The 20575-nt window shown below is 56.8% G+C and carries 23 protein-coding genes and 1 pseudogene; 14 read left to right on the top strand and 10 right to left on the bottom strand.

What is annotated here, in order from left to right:
* Window positions 1-11 precede the first annotated feature (11 nt).
* Complete coding sequence (locus VNZ60_RS03155) at window positions 12-917, bottom strand: LysR family transcriptional regulator (RefSeq protein ID WP_325656964.1); 906 nt, start codon at window positions 915-917, stop codon at window positions 12-14.
* Window positions 918-1024: 107 nt separating this feature from the next.
* Here VNZ60_RS03155 and VNZ60_RS03150 point away from each other — a divergent pair, with 107 nt between their 5' ends.
* Window positions 1025-1906, top strand: coding sequence for an EamA family transporter (locus VNZ60_RS03150; protein WP_325656963.1), 882 nt, complete (start codon window positions 1025-1027; stop codon window positions 1904-1906).
* A 53-nt stretch (window positions 1907-1959) separates the two neighbouring features.
* On the opposite strand, the gene ppa is transcribed toward VNZ60_RS03150, so the two are convergent.
* Window positions 1960-2499, bottom strand: a complete 540-nt coding sequence (gene ppa, locus VNZ60_RS03145; protein ID WP_325656962.1) for an inorganic diphosphatase — start codon at window positions 2497-2499, stop codon at window positions 1960-1962.
* Window positions 2500-2734: 235 nt separating this feature from the next.
* Between ppa and VNZ60_RS03140 the strand changes: the two genes are divergently transcribed.
* Genes VNZ60_RS03140 through VNZ60_RS03115 form a run of 6 tightly spaced genes read left to right on the top strand, consistent with a single transcriptional unit; the run spans window position 2735 to window position 7084 of the window.
* Window positions 2735-3388 (top strand): GbsR/MarR family transcriptional regulator, encoded by a 654-nt coding sequence (locus tag VNZ60_RS03140; RefSeq protein ID WP_325657032.1) that lies wholly within the window; start codon window positions 2735-2737, stop codon window positions 3386-3388.
* A gap of 4 nt (window positions 3389-3392) precedes the next feature.
* Window positions 3393-3623, top strand: coding sequence for a cytochrome oxidase putative small subunit CydP (gene cydP, locus VNZ60_RS03135; RefSeq protein WP_325656961.1), 231 nt, complete (start codon window positions 3393-3395; stop codon window positions 3621-3623).
* On the top strand, window positions 3620-5212 hold the full coding sequence (locus VNZ60_RS03130) for a cytochrome ubiquinol oxidase subunit I (RefSeq protein WP_325656960.1): 1593 nt from the start codon (window positions 3620-3622) through the stop codon (window positions 5210-5212). Before cydP ends, VNZ60_RS03130 begins: the two co-directional genes overlap by 4 nt.
* 10 nt (window positions 5213-5222) lie before the next feature.
* Window positions 5223-6365, top strand: coding sequence for a cytochrome d ubiquinol oxidase subunit II (gene cydB / locus VNZ60_RS03125; RefSeq protein ID WP_325656959.1), 1143 nt, complete (start codon window positions 5223-5225; stop codon window positions 6363-6365).
* Between the two features lie 36 nt (window positions 6366-6401).
* Entirely contained in the window at window positions 6402-6575 is a 174-nt protein-coding gene (cydX, locus tag VNZ60_RS03120; protein WP_325656958.1) for a cytochrome bd-I oxidase subunit CydX, read from the top strand.
* Window positions 6572-7084: a DUF2867 domain-containing protein gene (locus tag VNZ60_RS03115; protein ID WP_325656957.1), complete on the top strand. Its 513-nt coding sequence runs from the start codon at window positions 6572-6574 to the stop codon at window positions 7082-7084. The genes cydX and VNZ60_RS03115 overlap by 4 nt, the downstream gene beginning before the upstream one ends.
* A gap of 5 nt (window positions 7085-7089) precedes the next feature.
* On the opposite strand, the gene VNZ60_RS03110 is transcribed toward VNZ60_RS03115, so the two are convergent.
* On the bottom strand, window positions 7090-7338 hold the full coding sequence (locus VNZ60_RS03110; protein ID WP_325656956.1) for a hypothetical protein: 249 nt from the start codon (window positions 7336-7338) through the stop codon (window positions 7090-7092).
* Window positions 7339-7457: 119 nt separating this feature from the next.
* On the opposite strand from VNZ60_RS03110, the gene earP reads away from it, so the two are divergent.
* Entirely contained in the window at window positions 7458-8624 is a 1167-nt protein-coding gene (gene earP / locus VNZ60_RS03105) for an elongation factor P maturation arginine rhamnosyltransferase EarP (protein ID WP_325656955.1), read from the top strand.
* Between the two features lie 139 nt (window positions 8625-8763).
* The gene (locus tag VNZ60_RS03100) at window positions 8764-9333 is read left to right on the top strand and encodes an elongation factor P (protein WP_092356481.1); all 570 of its coding nucleotides are present in this window, start codon (window positions 8764-8766) and stop codon (window positions 9331-9333) included.
* 139 nt (window positions 9334-9472) lie between these two features.
* On the opposite strand, the gene VNZ60_RS03095 is transcribed toward VNZ60_RS03100, so the two are convergent.
* Entirely contained in the window at window positions 9473-9958 is a 486-nt protein-coding gene (locus tag VNZ60_RS03095) for a MarR family winged helix-turn-helix transcriptional regulator (RefSeq protein WP_325657031.1), read from the bottom strand.
* A gap of 124 nt (window positions 9959-10082) precedes the next feature.
* Between VNZ60_RS03095 and VNZ60_RS03090 the strand changes: the two genes are divergently transcribed.
* Window positions 10083-11003 (top strand): EamA family transporter, encoded by a 921-nt coding sequence (locus tag VNZ60_RS03090; RefSeq protein ID WP_325656954.1) that lies wholly within the window; start codon window positions 10083-10085, stop codon window positions 11001-11003.
* A gap of 43 nt (window positions 11004-11046) precedes the next feature.
* Here VNZ60_RS03090 and VNZ60_RS03085 read toward each other — a convergent pair whose 3' ends face one another.
* Both VNZ60_RS03085 and VNZ60_RS03080 read right to left on the bottom strand, forming a co-directional pair.
* The gene (locus VNZ60_RS03085) at window positions 11047-12303 is read right to left on the bottom strand and encodes an MFS transporter (protein WP_325656953.1); all 1257 of its coding nucleotides are present in this window, start codon (window positions 12301-12303) and stop codon (window positions 11047-11049) included.
* A gap of 148 nt (window positions 12304-12451) precedes the next feature.
* Entirely contained in the window at window positions 12452-12886 is a 435-nt protein-coding gene (locus tag VNZ60_RS03080) for an Rrf2 family transcriptional regulator (RefSeq protein ID WP_325656952.1), read from the bottom strand.
* 309 nt (window positions 12887-13195) lie between these two features.
* Between VNZ60_RS03080 and VNZ60_RS03070 the strand changes: the two are divergent.
* Together VNZ60_RS03070 and VNZ60_RS03065 are read left to right on the top strand one after the other, a co-directional pair.
* Window positions 13196-13920: pseudogene (locus tag VNZ60_RS03070) on the top strand (riboflavin synthase subunit alpha).
* Window positions 13917-14216: a helix-hairpin-helix domain-containing protein gene (locus tag VNZ60_RS03065; protein WP_325656950.1), complete on the top strand. Its 300-nt coding sequence runs from the start codon at window positions 13917-13919 to the stop codon at window positions 14214-14216. The pseudogene VNZ60_RS03070 and the gene VNZ60_RS03065 overlap by 4 nt, the downstream one beginning before the upstream one ends.
* Here the strand turns inward: VNZ60_RS03065 and mmsB are convergent, their stop codons facing one another.
* From mmsB to VNZ60_RS03050, 3 genes are all read right to left on the bottom strand, one after another.
* On the bottom strand, window positions 14217-15116 hold the full coding sequence (mmsB, locus tag VNZ60_RS03060) for a 3-hydroxyisobutyrate dehydrogenase (protein ID WP_325656949.1): 900 nt from the start codon (window positions 15114-15116) through the stop codon (window positions 14217-14219).
* Between the two features lie 44 nt (window positions 15117-15160).
* The gene (locus VNZ60_RS03055) at window positions 15161-16672 is read right to left on the bottom strand and encodes a CoA-acylating methylmalonate-semialdehyde dehydrogenase (protein WP_325656948.1); all 1512 of its coding nucleotides are present in this window, start codon (window positions 16670-16672) and stop codon (window positions 15161-15163) included.
* A 69-nt stretch (window positions 16673-16741) separates the two neighbouring features.
* A complete protein-coding gene (locus VNZ60_RS03050) occupies window positions 16742-17926 on the bottom strand; it encodes an ABC transporter substrate-binding protein (RefSeq protein ID WP_325657029.1) in 1185 nt (394 codons plus the stop codon).
* 230 nt (window positions 17927-18156) lie between these two features.
* On the opposite strand from VNZ60_RS03050, the gene VNZ60_RS03045 reads away from it, so the two are divergent.
* Both VNZ60_RS03045 and VNZ60_RS03040 read left to right on the top strand, forming a co-directional pair.
* Window positions 18157-19089 carry a LysR family transcriptional regulator gene (locus tag VNZ60_RS03045; protein WP_325657028.1) on the top strand — a complete coding sequence of 311 codons (933 nt, stop codon included), beginning with the start codon at window positions 18157-18159 and terminating at the stop codon, window positions 19087-19089.
* Window positions 19090-19143: 54 nt separating this feature from the next.
* The gene (locus VNZ60_RS03040; RefSeq protein ID WP_325656947.1) at window positions 19144-19986 is read left to right on the top strand and encodes a GNAT family N-acetyltransferase; all 843 of its coding nucleotides are present in this window, start codon (window positions 19144-19146) and stop codon (window positions 19984-19986) included.
* 9 nt (window positions 19987-19995) lie between these two features.
* On the opposite strand, the gene VNZ60_RS03035 is transcribed toward VNZ60_RS03040, so the two are convergent.
* Window positions 19996-20541 (bottom strand): DUF1439 domain-containing protein, encoded by a 546-nt coding sequence (locus VNZ60_RS03035; RefSeq protein ID WP_325656946.1) that lies wholly within the window; start codon window positions 20539-20541, stop codon window positions 19996-19998.
* Between the last annotated feature and the right edge of the window lie 34 nt (window positions 20542-20575).

Raw genomic sequence — 20575 nt, 5'->3', positions numbered from 1 at the left:
GAGCGGCCGCTTCAAACGCTGCGATTTAATCCCTGCTCCACCGCCTCAAGAAACAGCCTGACCTTGGACGAGAGGTAACGGTTCGGTAAATAGATGCCGTACAGGCGGCGGCGCGGCAAGGGCGCGTATTGCGGCAGCAATTTGATCAGCTTCTTTTGCGCCAGGTCGGCGCCTATCATGTAATCCGGCAGCAAACCTATGCCCATCCCGCGCAGCACGCATTCACGCAGCCAGACGCTGTTATTGCAGTTGACGTGCGGATCGATCCTGATTTCATGGCGTTGCGGCTGCTTGCCGCCGAGTTCCTCGAATTGCCAGACATCCTTGGCCGACATCACATTGTCGGCCAGGCAGTCATAGGCCGGCAATTCGGCCAATGTCTGCGGCTGGCGGCGCGTGGCGAAATACTCGGCGCTGCCAACCACGCTCCAGTCGATCTGATACAGCAAACGTGCGTGGACGTTTTCCGGCGGCGTGGTGGCGATGCGCAACGCCACATCGATGCCGCGCTCGGCCAGATCGAGGAACTGGTCGGACAGCGTCAGCTCCAGTTTGATATCCGGATGCTGCTGCATGAAATTGCAAACGATATCCGGCAGGCAGACGTTGGAAAAATTGGCCGGCCCTGTCACCCGCAATATGCCTTGCGGCGAATCCTGGCGGCGCAACACCTCCTGTTCCGCCTCCGCCACGTCCGACAAGATGGCCTTGCAACGCCGGTAAAACACCTCGCCGGCCTCGGTCAGGCTGAGGCTGCGCGTGGTCCGCTGCAACAAGCGCACCCGCAACTCACGCTCCAGCGCGCTGATCTGTTTGCTGATGTGCGAATTCGACACTTGCAGCCGCGCTGCTGCAATCGAAAAGCTGCCGTGATCCGCCACCGCGGCAAACGCCACCATTCTTTGCAAATCGATCATATTTTTTATAGGGAAACAATGATTTTATAAAAGCTGCTTTAATCATCACATAGAAACAATAAACTTGCTTCATCCTTCTTTATCCTTCCCTTGCGGAGCACTCCGACATGCAACCCACCGACATTTTGCTGGCAATACTGACTGTCTCCCTCTGGGGTTTCAATTTCGTCGTGATCAAGATCGGCTTGCAAGGTTTGCCGCCCATCCTGTTTTGCGCCCTGCGTTTTGTCTTTGCCGCGCTACCCTTGGTATTTTTCATCAAACGGCCGGCGATTCCGTGGCGCTTGCTGATTGCGTATGGCGGTTTGCAGTTCGCCGGCCAGTTTTCTTTGCTGTTCTATGGCATCAAACTCGGATTTGCACCGGGCCTGGCGTCGCTGGTGATGCAGTTGCAGGTCTTCTTCACGGTCGGGCTGGCCGTCCTCATCCTGGGCGAACGTCCGCGCGCCGCACAGATTTTCGGCGCCGTGATTGCGTTTGCCGGCATGGGCCTGGTGGCCGCGCATCTGGACGGCGCAGCAACTGTCGCCGGCTTCGTGCTGGTGGTCGGTGCCGGCCTCAGCTGGGCTGCCGCCAATATCGTCACCAAGAAAATCGGCAAGGTCAATCCGCTGGCGCTGGTGGTGTGGGGTTCGCTGCTAGCGGCTCCTGGTTTGCTGCTGGCTTCGCTGCTGCTCGAAGGCCCCGCCGCCTGGCAGGATGCGGCCAGCCGTTTCAACTGGGTCTCGGGTGGCGCTGTGTTGTTCCAGTCTTACCCGACCACCATCCTCGGTTTCGCCATCTGGTCGACCCTGATGCGTAAATATCCGGCCGCCACCGTCGCCCCGTTCTCGCTGCTGGTGCCGGTAGCCGGCATGCTGAGCGCAGCCTTGGTATTGGGCGAAGCGCTGCAGCCATGGAAAATCATGGCTGGGTTGCTGGTGCTGTGCGGTTTGCTGCTGAATCAGTTCGGCGGCCGTTTGATGCTGTTGGTAAAAGCGCCACGCTAATAAAAAAGCGCACCGAAGTGCGCTTTTTCAAGAAACCAATCCGCTTCGCGGAATTACGCCGCGATAGATTTTTTATAAGCTTCTACGCCCGACAGGATTTCCTGGCGCGCTTCATCCGGACCGAACCAGCCGTCGATCTTGACCCATTTGCCCTTTTCCAGATCCTTGTAGTGCTCGAAGAAATGCTGGATCTGCTTCAGGCGCAGTTCATTCATGTCTTCCGGCTTTTGCCAGTGGGTGTAGATGCTCAGCACCTTGTCGACCGGCACCGCCAGCAACTTGGCGTCCTGGCCGGCTTCGTCCGACATCTTCAACACGCCGATCGGACGGCAACGCACTACCACGCCAGGGAACAGCGGGAACGGGGTAATCACCAGCACGTCGACCGGATCGCCGTCTTCCGACAAGGTTTGCGGGATATAACCGTAGTTGCAAGGGTAATGCATTGCAGTACCCATGAAACGGTCAACAAAAATCGCGCCGGATTCTTTGTCGACTTCATACTTGATCGGATCGGCATTCATCGGGATTTCGATGATGACGTTGAAATCGTTTGGCAAATCGCGCCCGGCCGATACTTGATTCAGACTCATGGTGTGCTCTCGTCAATAATAAAAATTTGCTGCAGAAACCTTCTCAGCTCGAAATTATAACGGCTCAAGGCTCATCGTGCGATGCAACATCGATTTAGTTGCCTGAGCAACACCAATTCATTTAATTGCACTATTATTCAATTGCCCCATAGCAACAGTCTTGCAATATTTCCAGTTTTGTCCTATATTTCTGTTTTGCCTTACATTTCAGTAATTACTGAAAATTCAAAACATGATGCCTTCCACTCCTTCTGGCAATGTCCCTAGCGCGGGCAGTCCGCTTACCCCCCTTACGCCACTCACCCAGCGCTTCATCTCGCACTTCGGTGAAATGGGCAGCCGCTGGGGCATCAATCGCACTGTTGGCCAGATTTATGCATTGCTTTACGTGCTGGGTCAGCCGCTCAACGCCGATCAGATTGCCGATTACCTCACTTTTTCACGCTCGAATGTCAGCATGGGCTTGAAAGAATTGCAATCCTGGCGCCTGGTCAAGCTGCTGCATCAGCCTGGCGACCGCCGCGAATATTTCGAACCGCCCAAGGATATCTGGGACATTTTCAAGACCCTGCTGGAAGAACGCCGCCGGCGCGAGATCGAGCCGACCTTGTCGATGCTGCGCGATGCATTGCTGGAAAATCCCGCGAACGACATCGATAAGCAGGCGCAACAACGCATGCGCGAGATGTACAACCTGATCGAGCTGTCCAGTTCCTGGTTCGACGATGTGCAACGCCTGTCGCCGGAAACCCTGGCGTCGTTGATGAAGATGGGCTCCAAGGTCAAGAAACTGCTGGATGTGCGCGACAAATTCCGCGGCAGCTCCTCCAGCAGCAAAACCCATAACGATCACCCTGATGTGCAACTGGCAGTTCACCCAAAGGATTAGAAGTATGCAGTCTTTCTCCGCAAAAAAAGGCTTCACGCGTTTGCCGCTGGCGATCGAGATCACGCTGATCCTGATCGTCAAGATTGCCCTCTTGATGCTGCTATGGAAAGCCTTCTTCTCTGAGCCGCAAACCAAGAAAATGCGCATGCCGACCGCACTGGTCGAACAGCATTTCCTGAGCCAGCCTCCGGCCGTACTCCCCTCCCATCCCTCTACCTCGGAGACCCAGCAATGATTCCTATTGACGAAGTCGTCGCGTTATCTCGCCTGCAGTTTGCAGCGACCGCGATGTTCCATTTTCTGTTCGTACCGCTGACCCTCGGGTTGGCCTGGATCCTGGTCATCATGGAGTCGGTCTATGTGATGACCGGCAGCCCGATCTATAAAGACATGACCCGTTTCTGGGGAAAATTGTTCGGCATCAACTTCGCCATGGGGATTGCCACCGGCATCACGTTGGAATTCCAGTTCGGCACCAACTGGTCTTACTACTCGCACTACGTCGGCGATATCTTCGGCACGCCGCTGGCGATCGAGGGCATGATGGCGTTCTTCCTCGAATCCACTTTTGTCGGCCTGTTCTTCTTTGGCTGGGATCGCTTGTCGCGGGTCCAGCATCTGCTGGTTACCTTCCTGGTGGCGTTCGGCTCCAGCCTGTCGGCGCTGTGGATCCTGATCGCCAACGGCTGGATGAACAATCCGGTCGGCGCCGAGTTCAACTATGAAACCATGCGCATGGAGCTGACCAGCATCGTCGACGTCATCTTCAATCCGGTGGCCCAGGTCAAGTTTGTCCACACCTTGTCGGCCGGTTACGTAGCCGCTTCCATGTTCGTGCTCGGCATCTCCGCCTACTACCTGTTGAAAGGGCGCGACACCGCATTTGCCTTGCGCTCGTTTGCGATTGCCGCCGGCTTCGGCCTGGCCTCGGTGTTATCGGTGATCGTGCTGGGCGACGAATCCGGTTATACCGCCGGCGAAGTCAACAAGGTCAAACTGGCGGCCATGGAAGCCGAGTGGCATACCGAGCCGGCGCCGGCTGGCATCACCGTGATCGGCTGGCCCAACGAGAAGGAACAGCGCACCGACTACGCAATCAAGATTCCCTACGTGCTGGGCTTGATCGGCACCCGTTCGGCGGACAAGCAAGTTGCCGGCATACACGACCTGAAAAAAGAGCATGAAGTACGCATCCGTAACGGCATGCTGGCGTATGCCGCCCTGACCCGCCTCAAATCCGGCGACAAATCGCCGCAAGCGGTGGCCGAATTCGACCGCCTGAAACACGATCTCGGCTACGGTTTGCTGCTGAAGAAATACACGCCGAACGTGATCGACGCCACGCCCGAGCAAATCGTCATGGCGGTCAACGACACCTTCCCCAAAATCGCACCGATGTTCTGGTCGTTCCGGCTGATGGTCGGCCTGGGATTATTGTTCCTGTTCATCTTCTCTTGCTCGTTCTACTTCCTGATCCGCAAGCAACTGGCCAAGCAACGCTGGCTGCTGCGCCTGGCGGTCTACAGCATTCCATTGCCGTGGGTAGCGATCGAGCTGGGCTGGCTGCTGGCTGAATACGGCCGCCAGCCGTGGACCATCTCGGGCATATTGCCGACCCACCTGTCGGCCTCGACCTTGCAGCCAGGCAGCTTGTATTTCAGCCTGGCCGGCTTCCTCGGCTTCTACACTTTCCTGTTCGTCATTGAAATGATATTGATGGTGAAGTACGCAAGACAGGGACCAAGCAGCCTGCATACCGGCAAATACCACTGGGAAACCTTAGACCAGAAAATCGTCGCTCACGACAACACCGCCAAGGCATAAGGGGAAAACCATGATCTTCGACTATGAAACATTAAAAATAATCTGGTGGGGTTTTGTTGGAGTATTGCTGATCGGCTTCGCGTTGACCGACGGTTTCGATTTCGGCGTCGGCATGCTGCTGCCGTTCATCGGCAAAACGGACGGCGAGCGCCGCGTCATCATCAACTCGATCGGTAGCACATGGGAAGGCAACCAAACCTGGTTCATCACTGCCGGCGGTGCGATTTTCGCTGCCTGGCCGCTGGTCTACGGCGCCGCATTTTCCGGGTTTTATGTGGCGCTGATGCTGCTGCTGTTTTCGCTATTCTTCCGCCCGGTCGGCTTCGACTACCGCAGCAAGGTGGCCGACACCCGCTGGCGTAATGCCTGGGACTGGGGACTGTTCGCCGGCGGCTTCGTACCGCCGCTGATTTTCGGTGTAGCGTTCGGCAACCTGTTCCTCGGCGTGCCTTTCCACTATGACGACACCATGCGGGTTGAATATACCGGCAACTTTTTTCAACTGCTGAATCCGTTCGGGCTGCTGGCCGGTTTGCTGAGCGTTGCCATGCTGCTGATGCATGGTGCGGCTTACCTGCAAGTCAAGACCGATGCGATGATTGCGCAACGGGCCCGCAGCGTAGCCAAGATTGCCGGCCTGGCGACTGTGCTGCTGTTCGTCGCTGGCGGTTTCTGGGTCGCCTTCGGCATCCACGGCTATCGCATCACCGGCATGCCGGATCCGAATAGCGCCTTCATGCCGATCGTCAAAACCGTGGTAACGGCCAACGGCGCCTGGTTCGACAACTATGCGCGCTGGCCTGCCATCTGGGCCTTACCGGCCGTCACCGTCGCCGCTGCGCTGCTGTGCGTAGTGTTCAGCGCTACAAATAAGGCAATGGCGGCGTTCCTGGCCAGCGGCTTCAGCGTGACTGGCGTCATCCTGACGGCCGGCGCCTCCTTGTTCCCGTTCATCATGCCCTCGTCGCTAGATCCCAACAGCAGCCTGACGATCTGGGATGCGGTATCGAGCCACAAGACGCTGGGCATCATGTTCTGGGTGGTGGTCATCATGCTGCCTATCATCATGCTGTATACCACTTGGGTCTATCGGGTGATGCGCGGCAAAGTCACCCTGAAGCATATTGAAAACAACGAGCACACCGCTTACTAACCGGCTAACCGGCTAACCGGAATACAGGAGAAAATTATGTGGTACTTCGCATGGATTCTAGGAGTCGGCCTGGCGCTGGCTTTCGGCATCATCAACGTCATGTGGCTAGAGGCGAATTACGCCTTCGGCAGCCGCGACGAAGAAACCACCCGTGAGCGCTTTGAAAGCGCTGCGGCAGAGCATGAGCGGGCCAGGAGTGGCAAAAAATGAGCGGCGCAGCGACTGTAGCGGCAATCCCGGTAGCGCCGAGCATCGATTGCCGGTCGCTATTGCCCGGCCATGATTTTGTCGACGCTTTCCGGGTCCAGACCGGAATTCCGGAGCTGGACGCGCGCCAGGCGGCCGACGCTATCCTCAGCAATCCAGCCGGCTGGATCAAACAGCTGATGGCGGCGCGCGACCGGCTGGTGCGGCCGTTTCAATTGAAAACGGCGGCAATGGTGCGAGACGATCCGAGCGGATCGCAATACGTTGGCGCTTTTCCTATCGTCTCGCAATCACAGCAGCAAGTGGTGCTGGGATTCGACGACAAGCATTTGGATTTCAGGGTCAGCGTGACGGTGACGCCAGACAGTATCAGCGGCGCCCAGGTGACGCTCACCACGGTGGTCAAAACCCATAATCTTTTGGGACGAACTTACCTGACTGCCATCATGCCATTTCACCGAATCATCGCCCGCCATTTGCTGGAAAACGCCAGCTTCGGCCGAGCTGCTTAGCCGCTTTACGCTTCAGCTTTAACTTCGGTTTCAGTTCCCGCCTCTGCCACAGCCCCATCCACACTGCCATCATCGCCATCACCGGCGCTGATGGCGATGGCCACCTGCTCCAGCTTGGTGACCGCCACATTCAGCGAATCATTGATTTGCGCCTGGGTATGCTCCGGCATGGTTTCCGCTATTTGCGCCACAGCCCCTGCCAAATCGATTACTGCCAGCGTCAGATTGGCAATCAGGTCGCGCACATCGGTCATCTTTCATCGTCCAGTATCATACGGGGCTGGCATTATTACATTACACGGCCAAATGCAAAACTGCCTGGCAATAAAAAGTGTCAATTACTATTGGAATTTGAATCTTGGACCATCCAACAATGCATCCGCGAAACCACCAGACAACGTCGCTGGCATTGTTTTGCAAAGTCGTAGACAACTATGGCGACATCGGGATCTGCTGGCGTCTGGCAAGGCAACTGGAACAGGAACATGGCATTGCCGTCACTTTGTGGGTGGACGATTTGCAGAGTTTTCAGCGGATTTGCCCGGAAGTCGCTATCGACCTTGAAGTACAACAAATTGGCACTGTGACGGTGCGCCATTGGCCTGATCAAAATGGTGTGTTTACTGCCAGCGATGTGGCCGATATCGTGATCGAGTTTTTTGCTTGCAACATACCGCCGGCCTATATTGCAGCGATGGCGGAGCGCGTACCGCATCCTGTGTGGCTGAATCTGGAAGGGCTGAGCGCGGAAGCATGGGTAGAAGGTTGTCACGCACTGCCGTCGCCGCAATCGCGATCTTTGACAAAATATTTCTTCTTTCCTGGCTTCACCAGCAAAACCGGTGGCCTGCTGCTGGAATCGGGCTTGCTGCAACAGCGCCAGGCATTCCAGCATGACCAAGCTGCAATCACGGCTTTTCTCGGCCGGTTTGGCGTCACGCCGTCAGAAATGGCATCCACAAAGATTTCCTTGTTCTGCTACCCGCAGGCGCCGGCGCCGGCCCTGTTCAAGGCATGGCAAAACGGCGGCAAAGCGATTACCTGCCTGGTGCCGGAAGGCGTTGCCGCCGATGCAGTCGAAGCATTTCTTGGACAAACCGCGCAAGCCGGGGCCAGCGCCAGCCGCGGTGCATTGACCGTGCGAGTGCTGCCTTTCATTCCGCAGCCGGACTATGACAAGCTATTGTGGGCGTGCGACCTCAATTTCGTGCGAGGCGAGGATTCCTTCGTCCGCGCGCAGTGGGCCGGCCGGCCCTTTATCTGGCATATCTATCCACAAGACGAAGACTTGCATCACGTTAAATTGAATGCATTTTTGCAGCGCTATGCGGCCACGACGGAGAGCCTGGCCGAATTCTCCTTGAGCTGGAATGAAGCCACAAAAGAAGATGCGCAAGCAGTGGACTGGGCTGCGCTATGGCTGCAATTCGAAGCCGATCTGCCAAAAATTGCCATCATGGCCACGGATTGGCAGCAGCAAATGTTGGCAAATGGTGACCTGGCATCCAATTTACTGAAGTTTGCCAAAACAGTAGCTTAAGAGATTCTCAAAATTAGGTTAAAATATAGGGCTAATTTTTGACGCATTTAAAAATTCAATCATACGTGGGCTTGCGGCGCTTTTTTGCCAGTAGGCTACAGATGATTTTTATGTAACCTACTTTTTACGTATATTCGCTATGAAACCAGCAAAAGAAATTCGTGTCGGCAACATCATTATGGTTGACAGCAAGCCTATGATCGTTTTGCGCTCTGACGTCAACGGTTCGAGCCGCACGGGCTTCACCTACAAGTGGAAGATGAAGAACCTGCTGACCAACAGCCCGCAGGAAAACGTTTTCCGCGGCGACGACAAGTTTGATGTCGTTGTGCTCGACAAGAAACCTGTGACTTATTCGTATTTCGCCGATCCGCTGTTTGTGTTCATGGACGCCGACTACGAACAGTATGAAATCGAAGAAGAAAACCTGGGCGATGCTCTGCACTACCTGAAAGACGGCATGGAATGCGAAGCTGTTTTTTACGACGGCAAGGCAATTTCGGTCGAACTGCCGACCACTATCGTGCGCCAGGTGGTCTACTCGGAACCAGCGGTCAAGGGCAATACTTCGGGCAACGTCTTGAAAGAAGCCAAGATCGAAAACGCGATCGAAGCCAATCAGCACATAGTCATGGTGCCATTGTTCGTCAGCTCGGACGACTTGATTGAAATCGATACACGCACCAACGAGTTCAAGAAACGTGGCTAAAAAGCGCGGTTAAAAAACGGGGCTAACACAGCCCCTCCTGCAAAAAAACGCTGCCGATTATCCGCAGCGTTTTTTTACGCCTGTCACGTGACGATCCGAAGCGGCCGCATCAAAATTTAACCCTTCAAGATTTAACCCGTCAAGATTCAAATTTGACCAGCAGTTGCCGCAACAATCCCGCCAACAACTCTCTGTCCGCAGCCCCCAATTCAGCCAGCAAGCGATGCTCGTTGGCGACATGCGCTGCTACTGCCCTCTCGATCAACTCGAGGCCGCTTGGAGTCAGGCTGATCAATACGCTACGCCTGTCATCCGGGTTATGCCCGCGCTCCACCAAGCCCGCACGCTCCAGGTGATCGATGCGATTGGTCATGGTGCCGGAAGTAATCATCAGCGATTGCAGCAAGGCGTTGGGCGATAGCCGATACGGCTGGCCGGCGCGGCGCAAAGCGGCCAGCACGTCAAATGACCAGTTGCTCAAGCCAAACTGATCCAGCCCCTGATTCACCCCGCGCTCCAGATGATGCGCCAAGCGGCCGATACGGCCGATGACGCCCATGGGGGAGCTATCCAGATCCGGCCGCTCGCGCTGCCACTGCTCAAGAATCTTATCGACTTTATCCATTGCCATTCAAATAATCCGCTTCTGATGAATTGCTGAGATCAAAGTCGATATCTTGACATCAAGATACTCTTCTGTAAAATGCACTTATCTTGATATAAAGATAGTTCACGTAAAGATTAATACCATGAAGAAAATAAACACCACCCTGAATGACACCCTGCTCACCGCCATCGCGCCTGCGATCTGGGGTAGCACTTACCTGGTCACCACCCAACTCCTGCCTGCCGGCCATCCGCTGATGCTGGCGATGCTGCGCGCGCTGCCGGTCGGATTGCTGCTTCTGGCGCTGCTGCGAAAACTTCCTCGCGGCATCTGGTGGTTGCGCGTATTTGTGCTCGGCGCCTTGAACTTCACCGTGTTCTGGAGCTTGCTGTTTGTTTCCGCCTATCGCTTGCCAGGCGGTGTTGCCGCGACAGTCGGCGCGATCCAGCCGTTGCTGGTGCTGCTGTTTTCCTGGTTGCTGTTCAGCCAGATGCCGCGCCGCCTGGCTTTGGTCGCAGGCGCGGCTGGCATCGCCGGCGTCGCCTTGCTGGTGCTCACGCCCTCGGCCAGACTAGACGCCATTGGCATCGCCGCCGGCCTGCTGGGCGCAGTGTCCATGGCCATCGGCACCGCGCTCAGCAAACGCTGGCAGGCGCCGGTAGCGCCGCTCACCTTCACCGCCTGGCAACTGACTACCGGTGGTTTGCTGCTGCTGCCTTTGGCACTCTGGCTTGAACCGCCGCTGCCCGCGCTCAGCGTGCAGAATATCGTCGGTTTCATTTATCTCGGCCTGATCGGCGCCGGCCTGACTTACTGGCTCTGGTTCCGCGGCTTGCAAAAAATACAGCCGGCGGCCGCTGCCTCACTCGGCTTGCTGAGTCCGGTAACAGCCACTTTGCTCGGCTGGCTGATACTCGATCAACAACTGTCGCCACTGCAAATACTGGGCGCAGCGATCATCCTTATCAGCGTCTGGCTTGGCCAACGGTCAGCGCAAGCCACGGCTAACGCCAACCAGCCGGCGCCCGCTGGCAGCCGCCGGCCCAGTCAGGCAGGCCACTAACCAGCGCCGGCCAGCTATTTCGTCATAAACTATCGAGTCAGCGTTACTGACTTAATATCTCGCCCAGTTTCTTGTTATTGATGCCAAAACTGGCGATCACTGCGAGGCCTGCCAGCGCCAGGGCGCCGCCCAGGAACAAGGTGGCGTGGACGCCATGCGCATCGACCACCACCCCGCCGACCGACGAACCCACCGCGATCGCCACCTGAACGATGCTGACGAACAGAGCGGAACCGGCTTCCGGCAAATCGGGTGAAGACAATTGCAGCCAAATGCTGAGGCACAAGGGAATCGCGCCGAATGCAACGCCCCATGCCAATATCATGAACACTACGCCAGCCTGAGAAGCGTGCAGCAGCGGCAATGCCAACAGAGCCGCCATCAATATCGCCACCACCACAAACAAGGAAAGTTGCAAACTGCGGCTGACCGTGGTCGAGACCACGAAATTCGAAATGAAACCGACCAAGCCGAAGCCCAGCAATATCGAGGTAATCGCAGGCAGGCTGAAGCCAGCGCTTTGCACCAGGAACGGCGTGACATAGGTGTAGGACGAAAAGTGCGCACCAAACACCAGCGCTACCATCAGCAAGCTTTTACGGGTATTGGCGCGCCCCAGCAAGGCGCGCAAATCGGCAAGGCGGATCGCCGCTTTCGACGGCAGCGACGGCAACAGCAGCGCTTGCGCAGCCAGCGCCACTGCAGCCAGCACGCCGGTGGCGACAAACGATGCGCGCCAGGAAGCCAGGGTACTGATAAATGTTCCTAGCGGCACCCCTATCACCGTGGCGAAGGTGACGCCGGTCAGTATCATCGCCGTCGCCTTGGCGGCGTGCTGCTCGTGCACCAGCCGCGCCGAAGTCGCCAGCGCCAGCGTCCAGAACCCACCCAGGGCGGCGCCCAGCAAAGCCCGGCCCAGCAGCATCGTGCCAAAACCGGGAGCCATCGCCGATACCAGGTTGGACGCCAGCAGCAACACCGACAAAGTCAACAGGATCAGGCGGCGATTGATGCGCCCCGCCCCGAGCATCAAGGCCGGCGCCGAGATCGCCGCGATAACCCCCGGCGTGGTTACCATCAAGCCCGCCGTGCCAGGCGAGACGCCAAGGTCGTGGGCGATTTGCGGCAGCAGGCCGACCGGCAGGAATTCGGTAGTCACAAAGGCGAAAGCGCCGGTCGCCACCGCCACCACTGACAACCAGGAGCGCAAGGTTGACGGCGCGCTGCTGGCGGGAATGGGTAGATCGAGAAGGCTGTCATTTTGGGCGCTGACTGTGACCGTAGCCAGATTTTTTTCCATGTGAAACTCCTGTTCGTTTATGTCTGATAACGCTCGACTAAACTGTATTATTTTTTAATACAGTTAAGAATATAAAAATAGGATCAAAACGATCCTTTTCACCAAATTAACTGTATTTAATTTTTATACAGTTAATCATAAAAAACCACTACTTTCCCGTCTTGTCAGCAATCTTATTAACCAGATCGGACAATTTTCTTCCCCGCAGAATTTCCAGCAAGGCGCCTTCCACTTCCGACACCACTGGATCAAGCACCATATCCATACCGCAGCTCACCGGACAACAAAGGTCTTTCGAGCGCGTATTGTGCTTCAGCACCGGCCCCTCCTCCACTGCCTGATAGATCTCGGCCAGGTTGATCGCCGAGGCCGGCCGCGCCAGTTGCACGCCGCCGCCCTTGCCCTCCTTGGTCAGCACCAGCCTGGCCTTGCTCAGCTTGCGCAAAAGTTCTCGCACAAAAACCGGGTTGGTATTAACGCTGGCAGCAATCGCGGTGGAAGGAAAATACACTTCCCCGCCCCTGGTAGCGTACTCGACGCTGACTAAAATATGTGCCGCCACGGCAAATCGACTGGACTTCATACTGTCTTTATATTCGATACAGATACTTGCCGTCAACTAATTTTCTTGCATAAGCATATGTGCAGGCTTACGGATAAAACCCCTTGTGCGGGAATATCGCAGAAGGATTCTTGATTAGGCCTTACGCGAGCTGACACCGTTACCCGAACGCCGCGCAGTCTTGGAGGCAGGTCAATGCCGATGCAAAACTTGCCGGAATTTTAAAATTTAACCTGCGTCAGATTGAGAAATTATTCGATCAGTTACTATGGCAAATTCGTCGGCATGCACGTCACCCTGGCCTCTGCCGGTCTTCTTGAGGAGCGTTAGATGTTTACAGGTATCACTCAAGGCGTTGCCGTTATCGACTCGTCAATTGACGAGGCGGCATCAGAACTTTTGAGATTGAATTCTCACCGGATTTTTGCCGCGATCTGGCTATCGGAGGCAGCGTTGCCGTTGATGGAGTATGCCTGACCGCTACCGAGAAACTAAGTCCAACCCGGGTCAGATTTGATGTCATGCATCAGAGTTTATTGGTGACCACGCTCGGTTCGACCAGCTCCGGCTTTCAAGTTAATGTTGAGCGAGCGGCCAGGGATGGCGCTGAAATAGGCGGACACCCACTCTCCGGTCATGTCGATTTCTCCGCAAAAATCGGTCGTATCAATAAATTTGGCAACAACTGCAGCATGCGTATAGAAGTGCCGCCAGTGTGGAAGCGCTATATTTTTCCTAAAGGATATATCGCTCTGAACGGGACCAGCTTGACTGTTTCTGAAGTAAATCGGGAAGAGAGCTGGTTTGAAATCTGGCTTATACCGGAAACGCGCAGAGTCACGAATTTCGAGGGAAAAGCTGTCGGAGATATGATTAATATCGAGATTGAACGCGGCACCCAAGTCGTAGTGGATACTGTGCGCGCCACGCTTGAAGAGAAATTGGGGGTTTTATTGCCTGCATTAGAGGACTTGCTAAAGAAGAATGGCGTGGATATAAATTCTCTTGCAGGCCGGGTTTCCGTGCCCGAAACTGAGAAAAAGAAAATCTCATGAGAAATCCCATGCCCAAATACCTGGACAGAGCGGCTGTGGTCCGCCTGGAAGATTTGCCGAATATCGGCAAGGCCGGCGCCGCCGATCTGCGTTGCATCGGTATTCAGCGCCCTGAACAACTGGTCGGCAAATCGCCGCTGCAGATGTACGACGCACTGTGCGCCAAGACCGGCTCCCGGCACGATCCATGCGTGATCGATGTCTTCATGTCGGTGGTGCGATATATGGAAGGCGCCGAGCCGCTGCCGTGGTGGTCATACACGGCAGAGCGCAAGCGCCTGCTGAAGTCAGGCTGACTAAGCCGATTCGGCTTTGGCCAGCAGATTGAAAATACTGGAAAAATCCAGGCCGCCGGCGCCGCTCTTGCTGTGGATATCGTACAGATTGCGCGCCAGCGCTCCCAGCGGCACGCTGCTGCCGGTGGATAAAGAGTTTTCCACCGCCAGCCCCAGATCCTTGAGCATCAGATCGACACCGAAACCGCCGCTGTAACCTTTCGACGCCGGCGCATTTTCCATCACGCCGGGACAAGGGTTATACACTTCCAGCGCCCAGTTGCGGCCCGAACTTTTCGCCATGATTTCCGATAGCACTTTGGGATCCATGCCGTTCGCCATGCCCAGCCTGATCGCTTCGGAAGTGCCGATCATCAAAATCCCCAGCAGCATGTTGTTGCACACCTTGACGGTCTGGCCGCTGCCGTTATCGCCGGCGTGAAAAATCGCCTTGCCCATCTTTTCGAAATACGGCTTGGCAAGCGCAAAACCCTCGTCCGAACCGCCGACCATGAAGGTCAGCGTACCGGCAGCAGCGCCGCCGGTGCCGCCCGAGACCGGCGCATCGAGCATGGTGAAACCTTTATCGCGTGCCGCGGCTGCTACCTTGCGGGCAGCGTCAGGCGCGATGGTCGAGCAATCGATCAGCAAGGCGCCTGGCGCAGCTTGCGCCAAAATCCCATTGGGGCCCAGATAGGCTCCTTCGACATGGCGACTGGCCGGCAGCATGGTGATGATGACCTTGGCGGCGCCAAGTGCGGCCGCCAGATCCTCATTGGTACTGCCGCCGCCGGCGACGAACTGCTCGACGCTGGCCGCTACCAGATCATGGCCGCTGACTTGGCAGCCGGCCTTCACCAGGTTCAGCGCCATCGGCAAACCCATGTGGCCGAGGCCGATAAAAACGATTTCGCTGCTCATGAAAATCTCCTCTTGTTTTCCTCTTATTTATCGGCAAACCGGCGTCACTTCATCGAAATCGTGGTGTTGATTTCGCCGCCATCCGCATCCGGCGCAAACCAGCGCGCAGTCACGGTCTTGGTCTGGGTCCAGAACTGCACCGCCTGCTTGCCGTTAGGGCCGAGATCGCCCAGCTTGGAAGCACGCGAACCGGTAAAGCTGAAATAAGCCACCGGCACAGGGATCGGCACATTGATGCCGACCTGGCCGACGTCGATCTCGTTCTGGAACTTGCGCGCAGCCCAGCCGGAGGAGGTAAAGATCGAGGTGCCGTTGCCGTTCGGATTGGCGTTGATGAAGGCAATCGCCTCATCCAGCGTCTCCAGCTCGACCACACACATGGCGGGGCCGAAAATCTCTTGCGTATAGATATCCATCTCGGCGGTGACGCCGGAAAAAATCGTCGGCCCGACGAAATTGCCGTCCGGGTAACCAGCCACCTCGCAGTTGCGGCCATCCAGCAGCAATTGCGCGCCCTGCTCCACACCAGTTCCGATCAGCCGTTCGGTGCGCGCCTTGGCGGCTTTCGACACCATCGGTCCAAGGTCGGCCTTGCGATCGCTGCCGGGGCCGATTTTCAAGCCGCGTGAACGTTCAACAATTTCCGGCAGCCAGGAGCGCGCCTTGCCCACCAGCAGCACCATCGAATTCGCCATGCAACGCTGGCCGGCGGCGCCGAAAGCCGCGCCCAGCAGATTGTTGATGGCTTGATCCTTGTTGGCGTCTGGCAGCACGATGCAATGGTTTTTCGCTCCCATCATGCATTGCGCCCGCTTGCCGGCTTCGCTGGCGCGGCGATAGATATGGGTGCCGACGTGGGTCGAGCCGATGAAGGAAATCGCCTTGATGTCAGGGTGATCGCACAACATGTTGGCCACCTCCGGGCCGCCATGCACCACGTTCAACACGCCCGGCGGCAAACCGGCCTGCTGCGCCAGTTCCACCAGGAACAACGAGGATGACGGATCCTGCTCGGACGGCTTCAGGATAAAGGTATTGCCGCAAGCTACCGCCACCGGGAACATGAAACAAGGCAGCATCACCGGAAAATTGAATGCGGTAATACCGGCGCCGACGCCCAGCGGTTGATTGATGGTGTAGACATCGACCCCGGTAGCAGCATTTTCAGCCAGCTCACCCAATTGCAGCGAAGTGATGGAACAGGCATGCTCGACCACTTCCAGCCCGCGCATCACTTCGCCCTCGGCGTCGGGCAAGGTCTTGCCGTGCTCGCGTGTAATCAGTTCGGCCAGCGGCGCGATATTTTCACGCAGCAGCTGCTGGAACTTGAGCATGATGCGCATGCGCTGCGCCAGCGAAGTGTTGCGCCAGCCAGCAAACGCCTGCTTGGCGTTGGCTACCGCGTGATCGACTTCGGCCTTGGTGGCGAACGGCACCCGCGCCACCACTTCCTGGGTTGCCGGATTGTGGATGTCGCGCCATTCGGTGCTGGTGGATTGGACGGTTTTGCCGCCGATGTACAGGGGAACATTAGGGATGTTGGTGGTAGCGGACATGATGATTTCCTCGAACAATAAAAAATAAATGGTGTTCCCGCCGCGGCGCAGAACAACCGGCTGTATGCGTTACTTTGCCAATGAACAGGAAGCGTCCATCGGCTTGAAAGCCTGCTGCGCCGGAATCGTCGACTGCAGTTTCAGATAATCCCAAGGGCCTTTCGATTCGGTCGGCGTTTTAACTTGATACAGATACATGTCATGGATCACCCGGCCGTCCGGACGAATCGAAGCATTGCGCATGACGGCGTCCTGGATCGGGATATCACGCATTTTTTGCGTCACGATTTTCCAATCGTGTGACTTGGTAGCGGCCGCCGCTTTCAGATAGTGATACACGCTGGAATAGACACCGGCGTGCACCATGGTCGGCTTGTTGCCCTTATAAAGCGTTTCGAAACGCTTGGAAAAAGCCCGCGTATCGTTATCGAAATCCCAGTAGAAGCCGTCGGTATAGACCAGCCCTTGCGCATCGTTCAAGCCCAGCGCATGTACATCCGATAAGAACACCAGTAAGGCCGCCAGGCGCTGATTCTTGCTGCCGATGCCGAAGGAGCGCGCCTGCTTGATCGCATTCACGGTGTCCTGGCCGCCGTTGGCCAAGCCGATCACCTGCGCCTTCGAACTCTGCGCCTGCAACAGGAACGAAGACAGATCGCTGGCGTTCAGTGGATGGCGGATCGATCCCACCACAGTGCCGCCGAGGCGCTTGACGACATCGCCGGCATCTTTTTCCAGCGACTGGCCGAAGGCGTAATCGACGGTGACGAAGTACCAGGATTTCTGCCCCATCCTGGTCAATGCGGCGGCCGCTCCGGCGGCTTGTGAATAGGTATCGAACATCCAGTGGAAACCGTTGCTCGCGCATTCCGCGTTGGTCAGCACGGTGGTTGCCGGGCCGCTGTACATGGCGACGCCGCCCTTGTCGCGGATCAAACGCTGCACCGCCAGCGCCACCGAGGAATTGGTCAGGTCGGCGATGGCGTCGACCTTGTCGCGGTCTATCCATTCACGCGCCTTGGAGGCGCCGATGTCGGCCTTGTTCTGGTGATCGGCGGTCAGCAATTCGATTTTCATGCCCCTGCATTCGGCCTTCATACAATCTTCGATTGCCATCTTGGCCGCCACCACCGAGCCCGGTCCACCCATCGCCGAATACGGCCCCGACATATCGGTCAGGATGCCGACCTTGTAGACATCGCTGTCCTGGGCCAAGGCCTGGCTAACGGATAGCAAACCCGCCAGCAAACCCATGCAAGAGAAGATCACGGCAGAACTACGTGCAAGCAACTGGTGGTGCTTTGTCAACATCGTTGTCTCCTGTTTTTCAGTTCTTGCAGCCGCTGCGGGCCGAGAACCGTTTTTATAAAAATTTTTCTACAGGGACATTCTGCATGTGCATTATTATTGAAACAATAGACAATAATCCACAATGACTTTGCATTTATGCACAGCAAGGAGACACCATGAAATCAACGAACGCGATGCTGGATTGGGATAATCTGCGGGTGTTTCTGGAGCTGACGCGCAGTCAGGGCCTGGTTGAAGCGGCAAAAAAACTCGGCATCGACCACTCGACCGTTTCACGCCGCATGCGCCGCTTTGAGGAACAGGTCGGCAGCCAGCTGTTCGAGCGCAACAACCAGGGTTACACCCTGACCGCAGAAGGTCATCGGCTGATCGAATATGCGGAGCGGGTCGAAAGCACGGTGTATGCCGCCGCCGAGGAATTGAGCGGCCACAACCGCCTGCTGTCAGGACAAGTCCGGCTCGGCGCCACCGAAGGTTTCGGCACTTTTGTACTGGCGCCGCACCTGGCGCATTTCTGTGCACGGCATCCGCACATCACGGTCGACCTGCTGCCGGTGCCGCGCTTCGTCAACCTGTCCAAGCGCGAAGCCGATATCGGCGTCACCATCGAACGCCCGCAAAGCGGCAATTACGTTGTCACCAAGTTGACCGATTATTTGCTCAAGCTGTACGCCACTCCGTCTTACCTGGCGAATCACGCGCCGATCAATACGGTGCAAGACTTGAGCAGCCATGCTTTCATCGGCTATGTCGACGACCTGGTGTTCAGCGAAGAGTTGCGCTACAAGGACAATGTCGCGCCGGCCGCATTCCGCGCCTTTCGCAGCACCAGCGTGATCGCCCAGTACACGGCGGCGCGCAGCGGCCAGGGGCTGGCAATTCTGCCTTGTTTCCTGGCGCAGCAAAGCGAGGATCTGGTGCCGGTGCTGGATGGCCAGGTCGACATCCAGCGCGCGTTCTGGCTGGTGGCCGCCACCGAAACCCGTAATGTGGCGCGGGTTGCGGCACTCTGGAGTTACCTGCGGCAAGTGATCGAGCCGAACCGGGCGTTTTTGATGGGGGAGTCGCGGCAAATGATCTACTCGGATACAATCATCCCGGCTTGATTTGAGCGCCCAAACAGACGGCAGCCTCCTCCCGAAACCTTGCACCGACTTGCCATGATTTTGACCGGACCCGAACTCGCCCATACGCTTGAAGCCGCCGAAGCAACGCATTTGAGCCGGCAAGTTGCCGCGTACAGGCAGTTGAGCGGACGCGAAGAATGTCGCTCCATCGCCATTTGCGGCGGCGTCGCAGCGCTCACAAATCCCGGTTTCGGACGCAAACTCAATCACGTCACAGGGCTCGGCATGGGAGCGCCGGTGAACTCCAACCAACTGGCGCAACTGGAAGCAATCTATGACGCCCAGGGCTTGGAGACGCAATGCGATATCTGCCCGCATGCCGACAGCAGTACGCTAACGGTGTTGGCCGAGCGCGGATATGTCGTCAACGCTTTCAGCAACACCTACGTGCGGCATTTGACGCCGGCCGACACCTACGCCGCCGCACATGGCGGCAATGGGATCGAGATAATCGCCGATAGAGCTCTAGTCGCACGCACATTTATCAGCAACTCGGTTACCGGATTTTCCTTACAGGCGGTAAACCGCCCGCTCATCTTGCTGGAAACGCTCGCGCAGATAGCGCTGCAACGAAGCGACACCTTGCTTTTTGCCGCAACCGTAGACGGCAAGGTAGCCGCCACTGCCGGCATGAGCCTGATCGAGACACCTTTAGGATTGCTGGCGCATTTGTATATCGCCAGCACACTGCCGGCGTATAGAGGACGCGGGGCTCAACTTGCGCTGCTGCACGCCAGACTGACGGCGGCCCAGGATGCCGGTTGCACACTCGCCAGCGTCACCGCGCGGCCGGCCAACAGCAGCGCCCGCAACACCGAACGCGCCGGCTTTAGCCTGGCTTATACCAAGTCGACATTTATCAAGCGCCGGGCTTAGAGCCTGTTATCAGGACTCGTTGATTTCTACCGCAATACCGTCAGGCTGCACGGTGATGGCGCCGGGCTCGAAGGTTTTCCCGCTCAAACGCAGCTCGTCGCTGGTAAAGGTGTGAATCGGATAATCCTTCAATACCTGCTCCGCCACGATCGTGCCTATCTGGCTCAGCTGCTGCTTGTATTGCGCCGGCACGGCGCTGAAATCGATGCTGTCGACGGTCGGCTTGTCAAGCAGGATGGCGCGGCTCGCCTTGTCATATCTCAAACCGCTGCTCAGCGTAATCGCGCCATTCAATGGCGCCGCCAGCAACAGCGGGCTAAGCACACTGACGTTCACCTGCGTCAGCACACGGTTTTGCGCCGGATTCAGGGTCAGGCGAGGATTTTTCAGATTAACGTTGAACACTTCCGCATACCGCAGCTGCTGCGGGAACTTGCTTTCGATCGCGCTCTGCAGTTGCTTTTGCGAAAACGTATATTCATTGGACCAGATGTTGTAACCAGCCCAGGCTGTGGCGGCGACAGCCATCGTGCTCAAGGCCAATAGAGATTTCATCAGTTTGCGTCGTGTTGTATGCATTGTTTCCTGT

It is taken from the genome of Collimonas sp., from assembly GCF_035566375.1.
In the GTDB taxonomy this organism is placed as follows: Bacteria; Pseudomonadota; Gammaproteobacteria; order Burkholderiales; family Burkholderiaceae_D; genus Collimonas.
Note: the sequence above shows the minus strand (reverse complement) of the source record. Positions and strands in the feature narration are given on the sequence as shown.

What these genes read in the sequence shown, in the direction of transcription:
- VNZ60_RS03055 (WP_325656948.1), bottom strand. Translation starts at nt 16,672, where the DNA reads ATGTCCGCTACCACCAACATCCCTAATGTTCCCCTGTACATCGGCGGC.
- earP (WP_325656955.1), top strand. Translation starts at nt 7,458, where the DNA reads ATGCATCCGCGAAACCACCAGACAACGTCGCTGGCATTGTTTTGCAAA.
- VNZ60_RS03050 (WP_325657029.1), bottom strand. Translation starts at nt 17,926, where the DNA reads ATGGGTTTGCTGGCGGGTTTGCTATCCGTTAGCCAGGCCTTGGCCCAG.
- VNZ60_RS03140 (WP_325657032.1), top strand. Translation starts at nt 2,735, where the DNA reads ATGCCTTCCACTCCTTCTGGCAATGTCCCTAGCGCGGGCAGTCCGCTT.
- VNZ60_RS03150 (WP_325656963.1), top strand. Translation starts at nt 1,025, where the DNA reads ATGCAACCCACCGACATTTTGCTGGCAATACTGACTGTCTCCCTCTGG.
- VNZ60_RS03110 (WP_325656956.1), bottom strand. Translation starts at nt 7,338, where the DNA reads ATGACCGATGTGCGCGACCTGATTGCCAATCTGACGCTGGCAGTAATC.
- cydX (WP_325656958.1), top strand. Translation starts at nt 6,402, where the DNA reads ATGTGGTACTTCGCATGGATTCTAGGAGTCGGCCTGGCGCTGGCTTTC.
- cydP (WP_325656961.1), top strand. Translation starts at nt 3,393, where the DNA reads ATGCAGTCTTTCTCCGCAAAAAAAGGCTTCACGCGTTTGCCGCTGGCG.
- VNZ60_RS03095 (WP_325657031.1), bottom strand. Translation starts at nt 9,958, where the DNA reads ATGGATAAAGTCGATAAGATTCTTGAGCAGTGGCAGCGCGAGCGGCCG.
- VNZ60_RS03130 (WP_325656960.1), top strand. Translation starts at nt 3,620, where the DNA reads ATGATTCCTATTGACGAAGTCGTCGCGTTATCTCGCCTGCAGTTTGCA.
- ppa (WP_325656962.1), bottom strand. Translation starts at nt 2,499, where the DNA reads ATGAGTCTGAATCAAGTATCGGCCGGGCGCGATTTGCCAAACGATTTC.
- VNZ60_RS03085 (WP_325656953.1), bottom strand. Translation starts at nt 12,303, where the DNA reads ATGGAAAAAAATCTGGCTACGGTCACAGTCAGCGCCCAAAATGACAGC.
- VNZ60_RS03155 (WP_325656964.1), bottom strand. Translation starts at nt 917, where the DNA reads ATGATCGATTTGCAAAGAATGGTGGCGTTTGCCGCGGTGGCGGATCAC.
- mmsB (WP_325656949.1), bottom strand. Translation starts at nt 15,116, where the DNA reads ATGAGCAGCGAAATCGTTTTTATCGGCCTCGGCCACATGGGTTTGCCG.
- VNZ60_RS03045 (WP_325657028.1), top strand. Translation starts at nt 18,157, where the DNA reads ATGCTGGATTGGGATAATCTGCGGGTGTTTCTGGAGCTGACGCGCAGT.
- cydB (WP_325656959.1), top strand. Translation starts at nt 5,223, where the DNA reads ATGATCTTCGACTATGAAACATTAAAAATAATCTGGTGGGGTTTTGTT.
- VNZ60_RS03040 (WP_325656947.1), top strand. Translation starts at nt 19,144, where the DNA reads ATGATTTTGACCGGACCCGAACTCGCCCATACGCTTGAAGCCGCCGAA.
- VNZ60_RS03100 (WP_092356481.1), top strand. Translation starts at nt 8,764, where the DNA reads ATGAAACCAGCAAAAGAAATTCGTGTCGGCAACATCATTATGGTTGAC.
- VNZ60_RS03080 (WP_325656952.1), bottom strand. Translation starts at nt 12,886, where the DNA reads ATGAAGTCCAGTCGATTTGCCGTGGCGGCACATATTTTAGTCAGCGTC.
- VNZ60_RS03115 (WP_325656957.1), top strand. Translation starts at nt 6,572, where the DNA reads ATGAGCGGCGCAGCGACTGTAGCGGCAATCCCGGTAGCGCCGAGCATC.
- VNZ60_RS03065 (WP_325656950.1), top strand. Translation starts at nt 13,917, where the DNA reads ATGAGAAATCCCATGCCCAAATACCTGGACAGAGCGGCTGTGGTCCGC.
- VNZ60_RS03090 (WP_325656954.1), top strand. Translation starts at nt 10,083, where the DNA reads ATGAAGAAAATAAACACCACCCTGAATGACACCCTGCTCACCGCCATC.
- VNZ60_RS03035 (WP_325656946.1), bottom strand. Translation starts at nt 20,541, where the DNA reads ATGAAATCTCTATTGGCCTTGAGCACGATGGCTGTCGCCGCCACAGCC.